We start from the raw sequence: 20,751 nt of genomic DNA on the forward strand, positions 1-20,751 counted from the left end.
CTAACACTTTCATCATCAGTAAACTTAAATGCAAATTCGCTTATTGATAGTGAATAACAAATAGTGCATAATTTATAGTTAATAATTACTAATTCCTACTTATTATGTCTTTTCAAGCGAATCCCATTAAATTTGGCACGGATGGTTGGCGTGGTGTGATTGCCGCCGATTTTACTTTTGAGCGTGTTTCTAAGTTAGCACCTATTTGCGCTCAAGTTTTACAAGAGTTTAATCCCCATTCTAATTTAATAGTAGTGGGATTCGATCGACGTTTTATGGCGGAAGATTTTGCTTTGATGGTGGCACAAACTTTGCAAGAATACGGTTTTGATGTGCTGTTGTCAGAAAATTACGCTCCAACTCCTGCTTTTAGTTGGACTGCCAAAGCTGAAAACGCTTTAGGGGCATTGGTTTTAACCGCTAGTCATAACCCTGCAAAATATTTAGGTTTGAAAGTGAAAGGCGGTTTTGGGGGGTCTGTGGGTGAAGATGTTACAGAAAAAATCGAATCTCGTCTTGATACTATCCCTAAAATTAGTGATAAAAAAGGCACTTTAACATTATTTGATCCTTGGGCGAGTTATTGTCAACAACTTCGATCGCTCGTCAACATTGATTTAATCAAAAGTTCGATCGAATCTGGTAAATTAAAAATCATTGCCGATGTTATGCACGGTGCGGCTTCCACGGGGTTAAGTCGTTTATTAGATTGTGACATACTTGAAATCAACGCAGACCGTGATCCTCTTTTTGGAGGAGGCGCTCCTGAGCCTTTACCACGCTATATTCCTGACTTGTTTCGTAAAATCAAAGAAACAGCAAAAAGTCATCCAGATAGCCTGAGAATCGGTTTAGTGTTCGATGGAGACTGCGATCGAATTGCTAGTGTGGACGGTGAAGGGAATTTTTGTAGTACTCAAATTTTGATCCCCATTTTAATTGAACATTTAGCGACGAGAAGAAAGCTACAAGGGGAAATCGTCAAAACCGTAAGCGGTTCAGATTTAATCCCAAAAATTGCTAAACTGTTTAATGTGCCGTTATTTGAGACACCCATCGGTTATAAATACATAGCAGAAAGAATGCTCACTTCTCAAGTGTTGGTAGGAGGAGAAGAATCTGGAGGGGTGGGTTATAGTAATCATATCCCTGAACGAGACGCTTTACTATCCGCTTTATATGTATTGGAGGCGATGGTAGAGTCAGGCAAAGATATTAGTGAACTTTATCGCAATTTACAACAGCAAGTAAACTTTGATTCAGGGTACGATCGAATTGATCTTACCTTAGCAAATCTTGACCACAAAAACCAATTACAGGAAAAATTAGAAACAACTCCCTTAACAAAAATTGCGGGGAAAAAAGTAGTAAGTTGTTTAGCCATTGACGGCTATAAATATCGCCTTGAGGATAGCAGTTGGCTATTAATCCGTTTTAGTGGTACTGAACCTTTATTACGACTATACTCTGAAGCCCCTAATCTAAAAATAGTGCAGGAAAATTTAGCATGGGCAAAACAATGGGCTAATAGTTGATAATGAATAATGAATAATGAATAATGAATAAGATAATATTAACTGCTTGAAAAATTTAGAGTTCAATTTATTGAACGTTACTCTATTAGCCTTGTAATTTATTACACGGTGGATTATTGATTAACCACTATTCTTAATTCCTAATTCCTAATTCCTAATTCCTAAATAGAGTGTTCTTGTAAAACTTCAATCGGGATATATTGAAGGGTTTTTTCGTGGGTGGAGGCTAAAATAATCGGAGGTGCAAATCCAGCGTTTAAGGCTTCTTGCCAACGCGCCACACATAAACACCATTTATCCCCCGGTTTTAAGCCGGGGAAGTTAAACATCGGCACGGGAGTAATTAAGTCATTGCCTTGTTTTTTGCTGAATGCCAAAAATTCTGCGGTTACTTGCGCACAAACTAGATGCAAACCTCTATCTTCAGCACTGGTTTCACAGCATCCCGTGCGAAAATATCCTGTCATGGGAGATTTACAACAAGTTTCTAAGGAAGTGCCTAATACATTTTTTCCCTTCATCATTTCGATCGATTTTCAATAATTTTCGTTTATTTTATCATAAGCTAGTTTCCATCTAAGTTTAAGCCAAGACGCATCCAACGAAAAATACAATTACACCACAAAAAAACATTGCCCCCAGAAATTTAGCTGATAATCAAAAAATATAATAAAAATAAATAAAGTTACTGAAAATTACCTCAGTTCGAGATAAAATTTAGACAAAATCGATCGAGCTTCAAAGCATTTATGAGAATGTGTTACTTTAATTTACTTATAAAATAGAGAAAATATTATGAAATTATCTCGTCGTAATTTTGCTCAAATATTAGGGATAACAGGTTTAGCAACTATGGCTTATCCTCTGCCAACAAAATCGGTTAATAATCATCAAAATTTGCCTGATAAAATAATTAATTTGTTTTCTTCTTTCCCCGGGCAAAAAGCTATTAATATTCTCGTTGTTAAGAATAATTTATCTGAGGAAATATCGTTAAATTATACCATGCCTCTTTTTTGTGGTAGTAGTTTTAAAGTCTATATTTTAACTGAGTTTTTAAGACAAATGGAAATAGGTAAAGCATCCTTAAATGATAAAATTTTAATTGACGATAATATCAGAACATTATCTAGTCCAGTATTTAGTGAATTATCTGGAAAAACTACTACTTCTGTTGCCTTAGAAGCCATGATGATGCACAGTGATAATACCGCAACTGATGCTTTATTAAATTATATTAAAGTAGAAAAAGTTCGTCAATTAATTCAAGAAATAGGTTTGGTTAATACTATTATACCTGATAATACTAGAATCTTTTTTTCTTATCTTTTGGGGGCAGAAAATGGAACTGATTTAGGTTGGAAAGGAGTTTCAGAAGCCATAGAAAATCCCATAAATACCAAAAGAAATATTATTAATAATCAACAAACAATGGTATCTTCTCCAGCAGATTTTGTTAAATTTTATCAAAGTGCTTTGCAGGGACAATTTTTTCAGAAATCAGAAACTTTAACTCTTTTTAAAAGAATCTTAACTCTTCCTAATATTCTTAATAAATTTATTCCTGAAGGTGCGTTGGGCTATGTTAAAGGGGGAAGTATTAGTTTTAATCCCCAATATGCTCTTTCTCTTGCTGGAGGGGTAAGCTATTCTAATAATCATTGGGCTTATTATTCTTTTTTGCTAAATTGGAATGATGAGACAGGAAAATTAGAAACCAAAATTGGGAATGATTTTATACAAGCTATTGCTCAAAGTTTAGAAATGTTGTCCTGATTTTAAGTATTTAGGGGTTGCCGAAAAAGTAAGTAGATAGGCAAAATTAATTGTATGTTTATTTTGTGAAAGGCAAAACGCAAGAGGCAATAAAAAAATGTACCTCATAATTTTGAAAATCGCTATATTTTATTGTCATAATTGCAGAAGAAAATACTGTTTAATTGTTTAAAAATTGAAGGGCAGATAAGGTAAATCTTCAGCTCGATCGATGTCTCTTAATATAGGTAATTGATAGATACTAAAATGCAGTTTTTTTGCCCTTGAAATTGTATCAGAAAATACTTGACTTGTTCCCCATTTTATGTTGTTAAATAAAGATTTTTCTAAAGAATTTAAACCTAAGAGATAATAACCACCATCTAAGGCTTTACCAATGACTAAATCATGGATATTGAGAGCCATAAAAGCCTCTTGTAAAATATTTATATTTAAGTCGATACAATCAACTCCTATGATAATAACTTGTTGATTATTTCTTGCAAAGTTATCTTTAAAAGCCCGATACATTTTTTCTCCTAAATCTCCTTCTATTTGTGGATAAAAGTGATATTTATCTCCTAACCATTGTTGCATTAAATTTTTGTTTCCACCTTGAAAATAGATATTAATTTCTACGTCAATAATATTCTTTAAGAGTTCGATCGAGCTAATAGTATATTCTGTCATTAACCGTTGTAAATTAGTCGCTTTTTCAGCTCCAATAGCAGGAATTAATCTTGTTTTTGTTTTACCTATTTCGGGATAACGAGTAAAAATAATTAGAGATTTTTTTTTCATATATATAATTAATTTAACATTATCAGGGACAAAAATTAAATATATTAAAATACTTACAGTCTTCAAGTATACTCATTGTGAACTCAAGAAGCATTATTAATCAACATAAAAAATTATTTACAAAAACAACAAATGAATTCTATATTACCATCATCTTTTCTTGTAGGAATAGCTAAAATATCCCTGCCAAAAACTCGATCGAGATTAAGAGGATTATAATTTAGTTCTTTATTTTCTATTCCTTGAACGGCAATAAAAGGAAAGTTTTTCCCACAATTACCGCAATGTTTTGTTCCCCAACTACTTCCGCATTGACTGCAACTGCATTGAAAACTATGATTATTGAGTTTTTCTATATGTTTTAAATCTTCTTGATAGTTACAAACAGGACAAATTTTAAAAGGTTGAATTACTTTATTTATTTGATTAGGTAAATCATTATTTTGAATATTTCTTAATTCTGCTAATTGTGATCGTCCAAGTCTTCCCATACTTTCAACTCTATTTATTTCTTTAGTTAATTCTCTATTAAAATCATTAATATTTTGATTAGAAATAGAAATAGTAATATTAAATTCTTGATTATTTTTTATTTTTAAAGAGTCACGAAAATAAGTAAGTAAATTATCGGTAATTTTAAAAGGAAGATTTAAAACAGGAGGATAAGATAAGTATAAGTTGCCATATAACCACCATTTAATCGCATAAGCAACCCTTTCTAAGCTAAGAATTTCAAAGGGATTAATAGTAAATATTCCAGTTAAATTGTGATCTTTAATAAAGATATTGTTTAGTCTATTTTGTAAATTTTTAGATAATAAATTTTGTTCTTCTTTCGTACCTAAATAGAGAATAATATTATGGCAAGAGTTATCAACTTGAGCGAATAACTTATCTAATATATTATTAATTTCTTTCTCATCTTTTATTCCTGTTAAATTAATCCCTAGAGGAATTAAACATAAGCCTTGATTAATTAAGTCAGAATGTAAATAGAAAGTGCGATTTTTTGATAAATATAAGTCAATTTTTCCTAAGAATCCATTAAAAGAAAGAAGTAGATTATTTTGATTATTTTTTTCTTGTTTATTACAGTTTAAATCTTGCTCAAAAATAGGGCTAAAATTTAAACCTTGATCATTATTTTCGTTATTTCCACACAGGGTTTTACAAATGAGTAATAAGCTGAAAGCCTCGAAACCTTGAAAAAATTGTTGATACTCTTCAAAGACTTGTTGAGGGTTTTTTATCTGTCTTGTTTTCCATTTACTCCAATTTCTCCACAGCAAATCTACATATTTATAATGTTGATCATTAACAAAAATATTTGTTCTTTTTAAAGTCATTGGGACATAAGTTTGTTTCGGAATTGCTTTATATAAATCAGTGGTAATTAAGCCTAATAATTTACGCTTTTTATCATTTAATTCTTTTAAAGTTTCTTCTAGTTCTAAAAATCCTATTTCTGCATCAAACTGTTTTCCCCACAGGGAAGATATACGATTTCTATTTCTCCTATATATTTTGTAAATTTCATGGGAGAAATCCATCGCTTCATCTAGTTCATTTTTTATCAATGTTAATTCAGTTATACGATGAGAAATATATTCTAATAAGTTGTCTATTAATTTTGCTGTAACTTGATTTTCATAGATGTTTAATAAGTCTTCTCTCACTAAACAAAGTAATTTATTGGGTTTCACAGAATTAAAGTTACGGCGATACCAATCTTCGGAATGAGAGGCTAAATGTTCGATCGCACCGTTGGCTATTTTTTTAGCACGAGAAATGGCTAATTTTTCGGTTTCCATTTTTAAATAAGTGCGAGGGCGACGACAAACATTTTCTAAATGTCCCCATTGTTTTTGTAAGTCAATTTCTAAGACTTGTAAGTGAATTTTAGCATTAATTTCTGGTACTAAAGGAGATAAGTTAAGCCAATTTTCCCAATTATCTTCATTAATATTTAAGTTGTTAGATTGATGATAAAAATAAGCAATACTTTCTCTTAAAATATCATTAGCAATTTGCCATTTAGGAATTTTTATATTACTCAAATCTTGAGTTTTAGAATCACTAAAGAAATGAATATTATTGCTATTATCCGCCCATAAATAAAAGGGTAAATTTGAAGGTATTGAAACATTATTAACCTTGACATTATCTGATTTATTTGTGATCAGCCATTCACCTAAAAGGGAATTTTCTGGTAATTGATCAAAGATTTGTCCAGTGATACGATTAATAAATTTCATAATTTTTTTGACTATTATAAATAAGTTTGTAGTAATGGCTTTAGCCTTTAAAAATCTGTTTCCCTCACCCCCACAGGAGAGAGAGGGGATACTTTTATTTTTTAGGTTTGAGGTTCAATGCGATCGATTTCAGTGTTAATAATATTTAAAGATTTAATAGGGGAATTTTGATGATCTAAATCATCCCAAAAAACGCTTATTTGTTCTCGTAATTCTCTTAAATAACTAGCAGGAATATCATAACGATTTTTAATTTTGCGTAAAATTTTTGTTGCTAATAAATGATCTGTTGCTTCCCCCATCGTGCCACCAGATGCGATAACAACGGGAATAAATGCCTCTATTTGTCTTTCTAAACGATTCCCCCAACCGATTTTAAATTTTGTTTCCAGCAAATTTGCTAAATAATCTTTCAGAAATTTATCCACTTTTTTGGCTTGTGATTGATACTGATTTTGGGCTTGTTGAAAAGCTAATTTTAGGGCTTGATAAGAGAGGGGATTTCGATAATTTAATTGGGGAATGTCAAATTTTGTTTGATTTCTGCCTAATTCCATAATGTGAGCGCGATCGTAAGTTTTGTCAGCAAATTCAAGGGTAGTTTCATCTTGGTTAGCTGTACCAATAAACCAGATATTTTCAGGAATTTTTAGCGTTTTATGATCCTCAAATAAGACAGGGTAACGGCGATTTAAGTCGGTGGTAAGGGTTAGTGTGGGTGATTCTTGCTCTAATTTAGAGAGAAAATCGGCAAAATATTGTTCAGGGCGAGAAAGATTCATTTCATCTAAGACAATAATATAGATGCGATCTTGATAAAATGGGCATTGTGCTTGATAAAGTGCCTGTAAAAATTCCGATTCATAAAATCTCTTTTCAAAGGCATTGTAATAACCGATTAAGTCTTGTCTATCTCGCCATCCTGCTTGTACTTCAATTAATTTATAGTCAATTCTTTTGTTTGGTTCTGACTTATATTCATTATTGGGATCATTAACAGCACTAGAAAAAGCAGTTGCCAAGCTAGTTTTACCTGTACCGCTAATACCTTCGAGTAAGTGTAAGCGACTCATGGCTAAACCACCAAGAAAGGTGCGAATATCTTGGGCTGAGTAATAAAGGCGTTTTTGTTTATCTTCAGGAGAAACCGCAATACGATAACGTAAATCTTCGGCAAATTCTCTTAAATTGGGGATATTTTCTTCTAAAGGTGTAATGATTTGTAGAGCTTTATTGTCATCCATCGCTATACATTCAGGAAAGGGGCTAGTATTTTTGCTTTTCTCAATTTCTTCTCCGACTTCTTTCCTCAATTCTTCTAAGGCGTTTTTGAGGCGATCGTTACTTACTTGTAATGATTCTTTTTCATCTCGTAATGTTTCAACTTCTGTCACCGCCATTCTGCTATAAGTGCTATTTCTTTTTAACTCCTGCAATTCCCTTTCTAATCGAAATCTGTCTCTTTCCCATTGTTCTTTTTCACTTTCTAATTGAGCTAATTTTTCTGTAGCAATATCACTAGGTTTTGACGCTAATTTAATTTCTAATTCCTCTTTAATTTTTCGCAAGGTTTCTAATTCTGCTAAGACTTCATCTGGAGTTTTATTGCCAAATCTACGTTGGGCTTCTTCCTTTCTTATTACTGCATTTTGTAACTCATTTCTAATCCTTAAACTTGCTCTTAATTGCTCTTGTCGATATTCTATTTGTGCTTGTAAATTTTCAATTCTAGTTGCCGCTCTTTGATTGATTTTTGTTTCTAAATTTTCTCGATCTTCCTCTAATAATTCTCGATCGCACTCTAGTTGAACTTGCTGTCTTTTTAACTCTTTTCTTGCTTCTCCTAATTGTGCATACTGTTTGTCTAACTCTAATTTATCATTTATTTGCTCTGTTTCCAGTTGATTTTGTTTATTAATAAATTCACTATCTAATGCTTTTCTTCGTTGTTCTAATTCCTGCTTAATCGTTTGTAATTTTTGATATTCTTTAGTTTTTTCTTCCTCAAAATAATCTCTTTGATTAGTTATTTCAGACTCTAATTGACGTTTTCTTTCTTCTAACTTTTGATATTCTTCTTGTCTCTGTTTTTCTAAATCTTGGCTTTTCTGAGTCATTTCTAACTCTAATTCTTGACGTTTTATCGCTAATTCTTGATAAAGTTTATTACGTTCCTCATGTAAATTGTGAATTTGTTTTTCTAATTCTTTGATCATGGCAGTATTTTGTTCAATAAAGCCTGATTGGGCTTGTAATTTTAATTCCTCAAGTTCTTGTTTTCTTTGATTAATTTCCTGTTCTTGTTGACGTAAATCTAAATATTTTTGCTCAATTTTTTCATTTTCTTGGTCAATATATATACTGTCTTCCCTTAAATTTTGTTGCCCTCTCTTTAATTCAGACTGTTCACGATCTAAATTTTCTAAAGCTATGCTTAAATTAGTCTCTTTTTTCTTTATTTCATCTATTTTTTGCTGTAAATACTGCTTTTCTTCTTCAAGAATATTTTGATCTCGATTTAAGTCTTCTCGTGCCAAATTTAAGCGAGTTTTATTCGTTTCTAAATCATTTTTTTCTTGATTAATAATTTCCCATTCTTTATTTTTTTGCTGTTCAAATTCTGTTCTTTTTTGTTCAATTTCTCCTTGAAAATTTAGACGTTGTTGAGTAATATCTTGAGATAAATTTTCTCTTTGTTGACGTAAATCTTCAATGTGCTTTTCTAACTCAGCTATAGCTTGACGGGGAATATGAAACTTTTTTAGGTTTTTAAACATAAATAACTTCCTCCTCTAGTTCTATGGGTTTATGAAAATTTTGTAAAAATAATTCGATTAATTGATAAACTAAATCTATCTGTTTTTTTTCCATATCTTGAGTTAATTTTTGTGAACTATAATGACCACTTTTATTTCTTAGGTCAGCTAATTTGTCTAACTCAAAAAGTAAATTTGGCATTTTTTCAGCAAAGAAATATAAGGGATGTTGCTCATAATTATAAGCAGTTAATAAACTAGCTATCACATAACCTCTCAGTGAACCACTTTGATAATCTGATGCAGATTTTATTTTATTAATATCTACTGATAATAACGATCGAGGTAATTTTATGAGATGATTTTTAGATTCGGGATTTAAGGGTTTAAATCCTATTGTTTCAACTACTTTTTCAAGAAGAATTTGATTATATTCTTTATCTTGATCGTCTAGTAGTTTCCAACATTCATTAGTGGGATATTGAACAGCAATTATCAAAAATAAATTTTCTAATATTTTTTGACATTTAACTATAAGATCTTTTAATTTATCATCAAAAGAATATTGAGCATAAGGAGAATATTTCTCTTGTTTAAATTGGTCTATTTCTTGATTAATGGTTTCAATTGTTATTAAACCTTGATATAAACTTTCCCATTTTGTTATTGCTAAAGAAAGTTTATTTTCTACGGTATTAATTGCTATTTCGTTAAAATACTTAATCCATTCTTGATATTCTGTCGGTGTTTCTTTTTGTTTTTCTGTTTTGTTTAGTAAACTTTCAATTGGTTTTTGTAAGGGAAAATCGTCTTGTTTTTTCAAACATTTATTAATTTGACGATATAACCAAGGGCTATCACCTAAACCAAAAGGATCGCAAATTTGCCAATGATTTTCTGTAAATTCATCAAAATTTAATTCAGGAGTATAGATAAAAGTGGCTAACCAAACAGGTTGAGGTTGTTCTTCAATAAAAGAAATACGATTTAATTCTGGTAGTTTATCAAAATGCCATGATTGTTCATTGGTTTCAATATCATTTTTCTGATGACGATGGGTTAAAGTTTGATTGTGAATTTTTATCGCTCTTAAAATATCTCTGGGATTAGGTTTACGCATCAAAGTATCATTAACGGGTAAGGGCATGAAAATTCTTTGATAAAAAGGTTTTCCCGTTGTGCCTAAAACTAACTCTGGGAAACCATTATCATTAAATCGAGTTTCGGCATATTCTAAGTTTTCGATAAATCTAGGAAATAACTCACCCTGCCAAGGTTCTTGAAATACATAACCTGCTATTAAATCTTCTGTTTCTATCAATTCATCTTGTAAAATTTGCTTTCCTTTTTTAGTGATTAAACCTTGATGATCAATAAAATGAGTACATTGAAGTTCACTCATAATTAAAGCGGATAAATCTCTGCCTATATCTAATTTTTCTCCTATTTCCTCAGCAGTAAAAGCCCCTACTCGACAAATTCCTAACACGGCTTTTTCTAAAATGTTTAGTTTACGACTGGATACACGAGGGGCTAAGACTCGGTAGTAATAACTGGGAAATAATATGTATTCACGGTTAAGCCAACGTTCAGACGATCGAGGTTCATAGTATAAAATGGGAGTTTCTTTAGTAAATAACATTTTTTGATTTTCTCCATAAAAGTTTAATTGTGTCCCTAGTTCGGCACGAAGCAATCTCTTTATTTATTTCCTATAAATCCTTAAATTCACATTAAGGGATTTTAAGATTCCTTCGCTATCCCTCGTCTGAATGACTTAGGTTCGTAGTAAGCCTTTTAAGGCTTTTCATCACATTGACATGGATTGAAAGAATTATTTGATGAGGTGGGCTGTGTCTCACTTTAGTATAAATTTTCATAACATTGATAAATTTTTCCCTGTTGACTCTGACAAAGTTGATAAAAATGCACCAGTTGAGGAATGGTGACATTAGCAGAATCATGATTTACCATATCCCCATCACCCACAGCTATCAATAATCTTTGTTGCCGACTCATAGCTACACAAAGACGATTTTCCAACATCAAAAAGCCGTATTTTCTGCGATACATTCTTTCATCGGTAGGGTTAATATTGTTACTTCTAGTTAAAGAAAGAAAAACCACATCAAACTCTTTCCCTTGAAAAGCATCTACAGTACCCACTCTCAACCTTTCCACAATTTTATTTTCATAGTTAGTAGTTTCTTGCCACTGTTTCGCCACTTGAAAAAATCCCTCCTCTGATTTTTCTGCAATTCCTACTTCTTCTAAGGCTTTCCAAATTTCCGTCACTTGAGCAGAATAAAAAGCAATAATACCGAAGGTTAGCTTTTGATCATGTTCGATCAATCTTTTTAGTTCAAGCGCGATCGCCCTTGCTTCCACTGGGCGAGATTTACTTTGCCCTTGTATTTCAACCCCCGCAGAAAAAGGAACATTGAGCCAAGCAGTCACGCTATTTTCATAACCGGGTAAATTGTGAATAAAATCATTGGCACATCTTCCCGAATTAATATGAGACTCCCCATGACATTCATAAAAATTTTCACTGACAAAATCCCCTAAAATGGGGTGCATTCGATACTGAGTATCAAGGGTGACAGTTCTTTTAATGCCGTCTTTTCTTTCTAAATCCTGTAATTGATTAAAAAGCCGTTCAAATAAACTTTTTTTGAGGGCATCTTGAGTATCGGAAGTTGATTTAGTTAACTCCTTTTCCACATCATCCTCTAAAATATGGGGTAATTGACGATGATCTCCCACTAAGATAATTCGCCTTTCAGCCTTAGCCATCGGAATAAATAAATCTAAAGGATTCGCCCTCGCTGCTTCATCAATAATCACACTCTCAAACACATGATCTTTATTTTCTGTTGCTTCAATCATTTTTTTCCCTACGGATTGCTGACAGGTTGCGGCTAAAACTACCGTATATTTGCGAATAGTACGAGCTACTTCTTCGGGATCTGTGTCTAAGTCATCCAAATATTCTGTTAATACTCCTTCAATGCCATCGGGAGATTGTTTAACATGATCATCAAGAGATAAACGAACTTGTTTAAACAAATCAACAATTTTTGGATTTGCTACAGGAGTGGTAACAGGTTGAGTTTCTTTGGGAATTAACTTTTCTAATAGTTTTTGCTGTAAATCCCCTAATTTTGTCAAAAAAGGAGGCTCTGATGTTTCTTGCCAATCCCCTGCTTGTTTTAATAAGTCTTCATCATAATCATTTAAAATATCTAATGATTTTAGTCTAGTTAAGGCTTTTCTCGCATTTTTGTCGCCGTCATCGGAAAAAGTAGCCCAAGTAACTCTAATTCCTTGCACTGCTTTGAGTGCTAATTCTCTTTTTTCTGAGTCTTCTTGATTTAGGTTGGTTGCACTTTGTTTTAATTCTTGACTTAATTGTAAAAGTTGATCCGATAAATCAGCGGAAATACAATAAAGGGTTAACTCGTAAATATCTTTGAGTAATTTAACGGTGTCTTCTTGATTACCGGGGGTTAATTGATACATAGCCGTTAATTGTTTTACTTTCCTTAAGGTTTCTTGTCCCGTTAATTTGGGTAAATGAGCTAAACTAGCCTTAACTCTTTGGATTCTTTCCCTACGCCAGCGATCGACATTATCCAATTCTGAATTTTTGCCTTTTTTACCCCCAATTCTCACCGCAGGAAGTTGAAACAAAGTTGTCCTCTCGGCAGCATTTTCTACCGCATCATGTTGATAACTGGTTAATAAAATACGATGATTAACGGAACGATTAGCGTCTTCTGCTTCTTGTGCTAATCTAGCCTCAATGGCAGTAATTACTTTGGTTTTACCTGTCCCAGGAGGTCCTTGTATTAAAGCAATATCGGGAGTATTCAAGGCTATCCTAATCGCTTCTTCTTGGCGTGGTGTTGGTGATAAACCATTAAATAGCTTTTTGACTTCTCCGCTAATAGGTTTTATGTTTCTGGTACGTCTGAGGTTAACCGCACGGTTTTCTAACAGAAAACCTAATTGGGGCATGGGATTTTGAGCCATTCTAATGAGAGATTCTGCTTGGGTTCTTCTCTGTAATCTGATGCGATCGCCTAACAGGGAAATAAAAATATACCCTTGAGGTGGGGGGGTTATTTCTTCATCATCTGCATTAGATGGTTTAATTTCAATCTCTAATTTTTGCGGATCAATTTCTACCACTTCCCCTAAAAAACTTGTACCATCTTGAGAAAATTCTTTTTTTAAAAGAGCCGAATCCTGCTCATTGTTATCATCTTGATTATTAAAATTGGGCGGTTTTTTATTAACTTCCAAAGATAAAGTAGGATTTTCTCTTAATAGCTTAAATTTTGCTTTTAATTCTTTTTTATTATCTCCTATATTCTCTAATTTAAAACGATAATTGCCATTTTTTAAAGCAATGTGATTTACATATTTAAGCCAACCAAATTGTTTCGCATTATCCCAAATAATTTTTTGTTCGATTTTATTATATTCCTGCCATAAAGCGAGGTAACTATCAGATTTTTTGACAATATCATCTAATTCTGTTTGTATATTACTCCTTAAACTACCTGCGATCGAAGCATCACAAAAACAAATATTAGCTTCTAAAATAATCATTGGGCGTTGCTCATTAATATCTTTAGGCTGTCTAGCTCTTTCTACCTTATTAATTAAAAACTTATTATCAGCAGTTTTTTTGATATTAATAACTATGTCATTTCCCCATAATTGAAAACTACTTTCTAAACTATTTTTAACTTTATTTCCTGCTTGTAATAATGCTCTGTTAATTTGATTATTTTTAGGATGAGGTAATAATATTTTTTTGTTTAACCATTCAATAATTTTATCAATGGGTTCTGATTTTCTCAGATGTCGATCTCGAATATCATCAACAATTTTTTCATCAATACCAATCTCTATTTTTTCATTAGCTAAATATAATTTATTAGGAAATTCATGAACTTGTAAAAAGATGGTTTTAGGATTTTCTTGATTAGGTTGTAAAGCAGTTAACCAACATAAATGAGGTAAATTTCGATCTATTAAATCTGTTAATTTATTTTGATTATCCTGATTTACTCCTTTGATAGTCCAAGAATTTTGTTGATTATTTATTAAAATTTCTCCAGTTAATTGAGATTTAAAAATACTTATTTCCTGTTCAATATTGAAAGATTTTTCAGGTAAAAAAGAATTGTTATTAACTTGTTGAATTTCTAAACTTAATTTTCTTCCTGCTTGAACTTGACTAACTTTCATTATTTAATTTACTCCTAAATTTAATTTTATAGATTTGTAGTAAAGACTTTAGACAGTTTATAAGAAATAATTTACCAATCTTTTTGGCTCTTCTACAGTAGTTATGATAAATTAGTAACAAATAATGCTTAGAACTATTGATATATAATAGTTACAAAATTATAAAAATGCAATTGTTATAAAAATTTAATTTTATTAGACTCGATCGTAATCCTAGTCAAAATTCCAAGAGTTTTTTATTATTAGTTTAATATACTCATTGTAGAAGAGCCATCTTTTTTATAATTACCTCTTTGTATTTGGGGGGTAGGTGGCATAATGCAGGTATATTTATGATTAGAAATCACCCTAGTTATTTTTTTTTAATAATTTTTTGATATTGCCCTCCCTTTATGTGAGAATTTGAGTGTTATATTACCCTTTTTTTAAGACATATTATGGTGTATCTTTTTTGAGGATAGTTAGAGGGAATATTATATTATTTTTCAAGTTTAATCACCTCCTTTAATTAAACGAAAACAAGCGTATCGATGGGGATGATTTAAAGAACCAAAATGTAAAAGCCAATCACCATATTTTCCAGCTTCCACAGGAAATTTTAACCATCTATCTTCAGAAATTTCTCTCTCAAGTTTATTGTTTTCTTGATTTTGAGATGTTAATAAAAAACTTTGATTATTTAATTTACGAACTTTAAGATAATTTTCGCTAAATTCTATTTCTAAATTAGGTTTATGGCTATCTATTCCCAATCTTCCGTTAATAATTCGGTTAGTTAAAATTATGGGTTTATCTCTTTCTAAAGCCATAACTTGTAATGGTTTTGGTTTATGTTTTTTGTCTTCTTCTGTTTTGTAAGGTTGCCAATAATAAATTTCAATTCTGACAAAATCTGGGCGAGAAAAATCACACCAAGAACAATTTTTTTGATTTGCATAGTAGGTACTATGACAACTAGGGCAGGTAATGGTAAAATCGGCGGCAGTATATAAATATTCTGCCCATTCATTTACTGAGGGGCGTTTTTGAGGGTTTAAAATTCCTTCATCAAAGCATTTATTTGCTAATGTTTGCAATCGAGGAGAGAGGGTTATCTCTCTAGGAAATCCTTTGTCGGTGTAATTACTGTTGTCATTAGGATTATCTATCCAAGGGATTTCTCCTTGTAAGGCTTTTTCTTCTAATTCTGGTTCACCATAACTCACTAAATCACCATCAGTTAAAGGATGTAGGGTTGTTAGAGTCTGAAAAGCAATCACCGCAAAAGCGTGGACATCTGTGAGAGTGTTAACACCTGATTTGCCTTTGACTAATTCGGGCGCACCATAGCCGGGGGTATAAAATGAAGAGGAAACATTACTTTCATAGCAAAGATTATCAGCGTCAATAAATCTAATTTCGTTGGCATCTAAGTCTGAAGATACAAAGATATTATTAGGTGAGGGATCTGCATAGACTAATCCTTTACCATGTAATTGAGATAATGCTTCGGCAGATTTTGCTAATAAAATTAATCTTCGCCTTAAACCTCCCCCCTGCAAATACCATGTAACTGGACATTCAATTTTTTGGGGTAGGTAAGTCAATTTACTAATAGGTATCATTCCCGTTAATAATTCCATTACATAACCCACATAGGGCGATTGTAACATTTCTAAGGGCATGGCAATGGGTAATTGTTGGATGTCAAATAACATTCTTACTTGACTAAGTTGACGACGAAGACGATCGCGCTTAACCGTTGATGTCTCATACATTAACTTAATTGCCCTTCTACCTCCTGTGATACTGTAAACTCTACCTTGCCCCCCTTCTCCTAATTTTTCAGCCAATTCATAAACTGTATTTTGTTCATCAACTACTATTGTCATGGTGTTTTGTTCCTTTTTGTATTGAGTGATAAGTCTTTCATTCACAAATTTAGAGTTTGTTGAATAAGTGAGAAAGTCATTAAAACATTTGCCCCTTGTCCTTTGCCCCTTGCCCTAGTCCTTCTTCAGACTTTTTCAGCTACTCCTATTTAGGGCGATGCCATAAAACAGCAAGAGTTTTATCATCAAGATGGTTGGGAGTAGGCCAGTTTTTCAATTCTGCACTGAGCGATCGCCATCTTTTTTGTGGGGGTAAAGTACCAAAGTCATCTAAAATAAATTGCACAAAATCCCCCATGCGTTCGCTTTTTAAATCATCAGCAATGCCATCAGTGGCTAATAACACTGCCGAATTAGGAGGAAAATTAGGTACAGTAAAAAATGACCATTCTTGAGTGGATTTAGCCACACCTAAGCCAGTGGTTTGATTACCAAAAGTTTTATTTTTCTCGCTTAAAATCGTAAGTTGCCCGTTATTTTCCCTTAAAATCGCAATACCATCCCCTAATTGAGCCATAATTAATTGTCCGTTAGGAATGACTACCGCAAATAAACAAGTGGCGACACTGTTTTGCTTTAAGGCAGGTAATATTTTTAGTTCCCAGTGTATGTGAATAAGCCTTAGCAATAAACTAGGGGAAGCAGAAGGAGCTTTTACCCAAGTTGACAAGGATTGTTTTACAGCTAAACAAGCCATTTTTGCACCGATACGAGCATTAGATTTTGAACCCATACCATCACTAACAACAATCCCCACCCCAGAGTTATTATTAATTCTTTCCCAAGCGTCTTCATTAGGGCGGTTTTCTCTTTGGTGAAGTGGTCCGATTACTGATATGCCAAAGGTTTCATAATTAATTCCATTACGAGATGACATGGTTAAATTTTGGTTAATTTATACATTTTTATTATGTTAGTAATAAGAGCTTTAGCCCTTTTTCCTCGAATTTTTATAGATCAGAACTTACACATTTTTACCAAAAATAAATGGTTTTGAGATTCCGAACCAAGCTCAGAATGACAAAATATCGTTATCCGTGCGTAAATCCCTCGGAATGACACAATAAGGATGCTTAAAAATCAATATCTTCATCATCGAGATCATCAAAATTGAGAACAGGGATACTATTAGGATTAACACTTCGTGAGCGATTGCTGATTGTCATGGTGACAAAACGGAAAAATTGTTTAATTTGGTTTGCTTCATCGGCTCTAAATACGGGGATTTCAGGATGTTGATTTTGTAAAAAACTTTGTAAGGGTTCATTGTCAGCTTCAGCACCGATCGCCATTGATAACCGTAGGGCTTTAGATGCTCTTTCTGAGGCAATTAAATCATTCAGAGGAGTCATCCAGTCATCGGTAGGAATGCCGTCAGACACTAAAATAATAGTGGGGTGATAGTCTCGACTAGCAATAATCGATCGATCTTCCACCATTGCCTGAACCACTTCAAAAGCATTACCCATAGGAGTACGCCCCATAGCACTCATCTCTTGCCATTGGATATTTTCCGCAGGTTGTAAGGGTATATGAATTTTAGCTTCTTCTCCTCCGAAGGTAATCACTGAAACGTTAATTTCTGCTCTCACATCCTCCTCCTGAGCAAAACTGTTAATCATAGATTCGATCGCACGGTTGAGAGTTTGAATTTTACCGTTACTTTCCATACTGCCACTGACATCAGCAAGAATGATAACTGGTAGTTTTCGTGCAGAAGGAACTGTAAATTGTTTAAAGTTACTCATTGATCAATTTTTAAATTTGGTTCTATATATCTATCAGGTTGATTTGTGATTTTTATGCAGATTTTGCCAAAAATTTTTTCGCAAAAGTCTATTTATTCAATAATCCCTAATTAATTTTATATCTAAATCTTGATAAAATTCCTCTTGATATAATTCGACTTTCGATTGAGAAGACAATAATAATAAAGCCCAAAAAACCCCTACAGTATCTTCTTTTGTTTCCTGTTTATGGGATTGCCAATGATTCACCAGTCGATCGAGCTTAATAAATTCGTTATGATGATTATGAGTCAAATTTGCTGTTAAAAAATCGTTAATTTGTTGCGCTAATTCCGTTAAATTTTCATTATGGGCTAAATCAGTAATAGTTTTTAAAGCCTGTTTGCGAGTGTAACCTTTTTTGGTCTTATTGAGAGGTAAATCATGGGTAATTTTTTTCTCCTCCAATTCACTTTCCATTGCTTGTAATTGAGTGATTAATTCTGCTAAAGTCACCTTTCTTGTTTTCGGAGGGGGTGCTGATGTTCGTCTTTTGATATGCTTATCAATATCGCTACTTCTAAAATTGCGTCGGAGAGTTTCTAATTCTTCATCTTCCACAAAATCTTCTAAATTTTCTTCACTATCCTCTATTTGACTCAATTTTTCGAGGGTTTCCGCTTTAAATAACACTAACATAGAAGCCCATAACATCACCTGCCCCGACTGAGATAAATCTGCTGTCTGCAAATCGAGGTTATCACTGTCATTTATGCCTAATTCTGCTAAAAATCGATCGATTATCTCAATTACCTGCACATCCCAAGGGTTTATCTCTCCTTTTTGGGCTAAATCTATCAATAACTCTATGGCTTGACTAGCTGGACTTTTTTTTGTATTCATCGATGAGAATTAGGAATTAGGAATGAAGAATGAAGAATGAAGAATTAAGAATGAAGAATGAAGAATTAAGAATGAAGAATGAAGAATTAAGAATGAAAAACTATAAACTATAAACTATAAACTATAAACTATACACTATAAACTATACACTATTTTTCGATTACGACATAGCTCGATCGACCATTCAATAGATGCTATCATGCTACTAGGATTAGCAATGCCTTGCCCTGCAATATCAAAAGCTGTACCATGATCAGGAGAAGTACGCACAAATGGTAAGCCTATAGTAGTATTTACCGCTCGATCGAAAGCCATAGATTTCACAGGTATTAAACCTTGATCATGATAGAGGGCTAAAAAACCATCAGCAGTGGCGATATTTGCGTCATGATACCATGCCTGAGCAGGTTTTACCCATAAAGTGTCTGGAGGAGTTAACCCCGTTAATTTTGCCTCTGGATAGCGTTTCTTTGCATTGTCTAGCCAATCGTTTAACCAGTCTTTTTCTTCCGTGCCTAATTTTCCCTCCTCTCCACTATGGGGATTCAATCCAGCTATAGCAATATGAGGATTAGCTAAATTAAAATCTTGCTTGAGGGTATGTATTAACAACTCTAGTTTCGCATCCATTAAAGAAGGATTAAGGGTATCGGCAACGGCTTTTAAGGGGATATGGGTAGTTGCCAAAAGGGTGCGTAACATCCACCCCGTATAAGGTGACTTACCTATAAACATCATGGCAAATTTATCAATTCCCGACTTTTGGGCTAATACTTCTGTTTGCCCTGCATAATTATATCCTGCTTCTTGCCACAAATATTTAGCAATGGGTGCGGTGACAATACCATCAAATTTACCATCTAATGTCAGTTCGATCGACTTTTCTAAATACAAAAAACTGGCTTTTCCCGTTTCTGCATTACCCTTTCCCCAAATTAAATCCGAAGGTGTTATCATGTCAATAACATTCAATTCATCAGGATTCGCTAAATTGATATGAGTATGGTTTTTTAAGTCATTATAGGCTTTTTTCAGGCTCGATCGACTACCAATGATGGTGATGTGTGCTTGAGAGGAAAAATTATTATCAGCTAAGGCTTTGAGGATAATTTCTGAACCAATACTAGCAGGATCTCCTAAAGTAATAGCAAGGTTAATTTTATTAGCCCGTTGAAAAGTCATAAATAGAAATAAATAGTCAAGTAATTAATGTAATTTTATCTCAAGACGTTTCGTGAACTTAGAAAATATTTCCCTTCTTCAAATTTTAGCTATCCTATCCGCATCCGCTGCCGGAGGCATGAGAATCGGTTTACCTTTATTGATTGTTGGTATTGCCCGTTTAGATCAATTATGGAGTAATGTACCCTTTTTATCAAATATTAATCCTCAAATTATTGTCGGTATTTTAACCAGTTGGACATTATTTGAATTATTAGGCACAAAAAAACTGATAGGATTAAGAATTGTACAAATTGTACAACTTTTATTTAGCCCTTTTGTGGGTGCATTTATGGCGATTGCCGTTGCCGCTTTAATTGAGGTAAAAATAACCCCATTATGGTTGTTAGGATTAACGGGAGGGTTATTAGCATTAGTTTTAAAATTAGTCTTAGTAGGTTGGTTTTTTCGATGGGGAAAAATGCCCGTTATTATTATAATTTTAGAAGATTTATTATCAGGAATTTTAGTCGTTTTTGCCTTAAAAGCCCCTGAAAATGGCGGTTTAATTGCCATGATTTTATTGTGGTTAGCTTTGCGTAGTTCTAATGAATGGAAACATAGATTCAAGATTCAAAAAGCAGAAAAAAATTAAGAATTAAGAATTAAGAATTAAGAATGGTTTTCAATTATTTTCTTCCCCCTCTTCCCCCTCTTCCCCCTCT

The 20,751-nt window shown here is 32.9% G+C and carries 14 protein-coding genes; 3 read left to right on the forward strand and 11 right to left on the reverse strand.

Going from position 1 to position 20,751, the window contains the following annotated elements; translation table 11 throughout:
* Positions 1-104 precede the first annotated feature (104 nt).
* Positions 105-1,535 (forward strand): phosphoglucomutase/phosphomannomutase family protein, encoded by a 1,431-nt coding sequence (locus ACN4EE_RS04630; RefSeq protein WP_431705233.1) that lies wholly within the window; start codon positions 105-107, stop codon positions 1,533-1,535.
* A 161-nt stretch (positions 1,536-1,696) separates the two neighbouring features.
* Here ACN4EE_RS04630 and ACN4EE_RS04635 read toward each other — a convergent pair whose 3' ends face one another.
* Positions 1,697-2,059, reverse strand: coding sequence for a DUF2237 family protein (locus ACN4EE_RS04635; RefSeq protein ID WP_431705234.1), 363 nt, complete (start codon positions 2,057-2,059; stop codon positions 1,697-1,699).
* Between the two features lie 271 nt (positions 2,060-2,330).
* Between ACN4EE_RS04635 and ACN4EE_RS04640 the strand changes: the two genes are divergently transcribed.
* Entirely contained in the window at positions 2,331-3,311 is a 981-nt protein-coding gene (locus ACN4EE_RS04640) for a serine hydrolase (RefSeq protein ID WP_431705235.1), read from the forward strand.
* Positions 3,312-3,479: 168 nt separating this feature from the next.
* Here ACN4EE_RS04640 and ACN4EE_RS04645 read toward each other — a convergent pair whose 3' ends face one another.
* The 10 genes from ACN4EE_RS04645 to pdxA form a co-directional block, all read right to left on the reverse strand.
* A complete protein-coding gene (locus ACN4EE_RS04645) occupies positions 3,480-4,091 on the reverse strand; it encodes a TIGR04282 family arsenosugar biosynthesis glycosyltransferase (protein WP_431705237.1) in 612 nt (203 codons plus the stop codon).
* A gap of 113 nt (positions 4,092-4,204) precedes the next feature.
* Positions 4,205-6,346, reverse strand: coding sequence for a hypothetical protein (locus tag ACN4EE_RS04650; protein WP_431705238.1), 2,142 nt, complete (start codon positions 6,344-6,346; stop codon positions 4,205-4,207).
* A 101-nt stretch (positions 6,347-6,447) separates the two neighbouring features.
* Positions 6,448-9,123 carry a hypothetical protein gene (locus ACN4EE_RS04655; RefSeq protein ID WP_431705239.1) on the reverse strand — a complete coding sequence of 892 codons (2,676 nt, stop codon included), beginning with the start codon at positions 9,121-9,123 and terminating at the stop codon, positions 6,448-6,450.
* The gene (locus tag ACN4EE_RS04660; RefSeq protein ID WP_431705240.1) at positions 9,116-10,744 is read right to left on the reverse strand and encodes a hypothetical protein; all 1,629 of its coding nucleotides are present in this window, start codon (positions 10,742-10,744) and stop codon (positions 9,116-9,118) included. The genes ACN4EE_RS04655 and ACN4EE_RS04660 overlap by 8 nt, the downstream gene beginning before the upstream one ends.
* A 221-nt stretch (positions 10,745-10,965) precedes the next feature.
* Positions 10,966-14,364: a DEAD/DEAH box helicase gene (locus tag ACN4EE_RS04665; protein WP_431705241.1), complete on the reverse strand. Its 3,399-nt coding sequence runs from the start codon at positions 14,362-14,364 to the stop codon at positions 10,966-10,968.
* Between the two features lie 491 nt (positions 14,365-14,855).
* On the reverse strand, positions 14,856-16,235 hold the full coding sequence (locus ACN4EE_RS04670) for a protein kinase domain-containing protein (protein WP_431705242.1): 1,380 nt from the start codon (positions 16,233-16,235) through the stop codon (positions 14,856-14,858).
* A gap of 145 nt (positions 16,236-16,380) precedes the next feature.
* Positions 16,381-17,112, reverse strand: coding sequence for a PP2C family serine/threonine-protein phosphatase (locus tag ACN4EE_RS04675; RefSeq protein ID WP_431705243.1), 732 nt, complete (start codon positions 17,110-17,112; stop codon positions 16,381-16,383).
* A 196-nt stretch (positions 17,113-17,308) separates the two neighbouring features.
* Positions 17,309-17,983: a vWA domain-containing protein gene (locus ACN4EE_RS04680; protein ID WP_431705244.1), complete on the reverse strand. Its 675-nt coding sequence runs from the start codon at positions 17,981-17,983 to the stop codon at positions 17,309-17,311.
* Between the two features lie 96 nt (positions 17,984-18,079).
* Positions 18,080-18,865, reverse strand: coding sequence for a segregation/condensation protein A (locus ACN4EE_RS04685; RefSeq protein ID WP_431705245.1), 786 nt, complete (start codon positions 18,863-18,865; stop codon positions 18,080-18,082).
* 135 nt (positions 18,866-19,000) lie between these two features.
* Complete coding sequence (gene pdxA, locus ACN4EE_RS04690) at positions 19,001-20,047, reverse strand: 4-hydroxythreonine-4-phosphate dehydrogenase PdxA (RefSeq protein ID WP_431705246.1); 1,047 nt, start codon at positions 20,045-20,047, stop codon at positions 19,001-19,003.
* Positions 20,048-20,099: 52 nt separating this feature from the next.
* Here pdxA and ACN4EE_RS04695 point away from each other — a divergent pair, with 52 nt between their 5' ends.
* A complete protein-coding gene (locus tag ACN4EE_RS04695; protein ID WP_431705247.1) occupies positions 20,100-20,681 on the forward strand; it encodes a DUF4126 domain-containing protein in 582 nt (193 codons plus the stop codon).
* Positions 20,682-20,751: the final 70 nt, after the last annotated feature.

The organism is Geminocystis sp. CENA526, from assembly GCF_050753365.1.
Classification (GTDB): Bacteria; Cyanobacteriota; Cyanobacteriia; order Cyanobacteriales; family Cyanobacteriaceae; genus Geminocystis.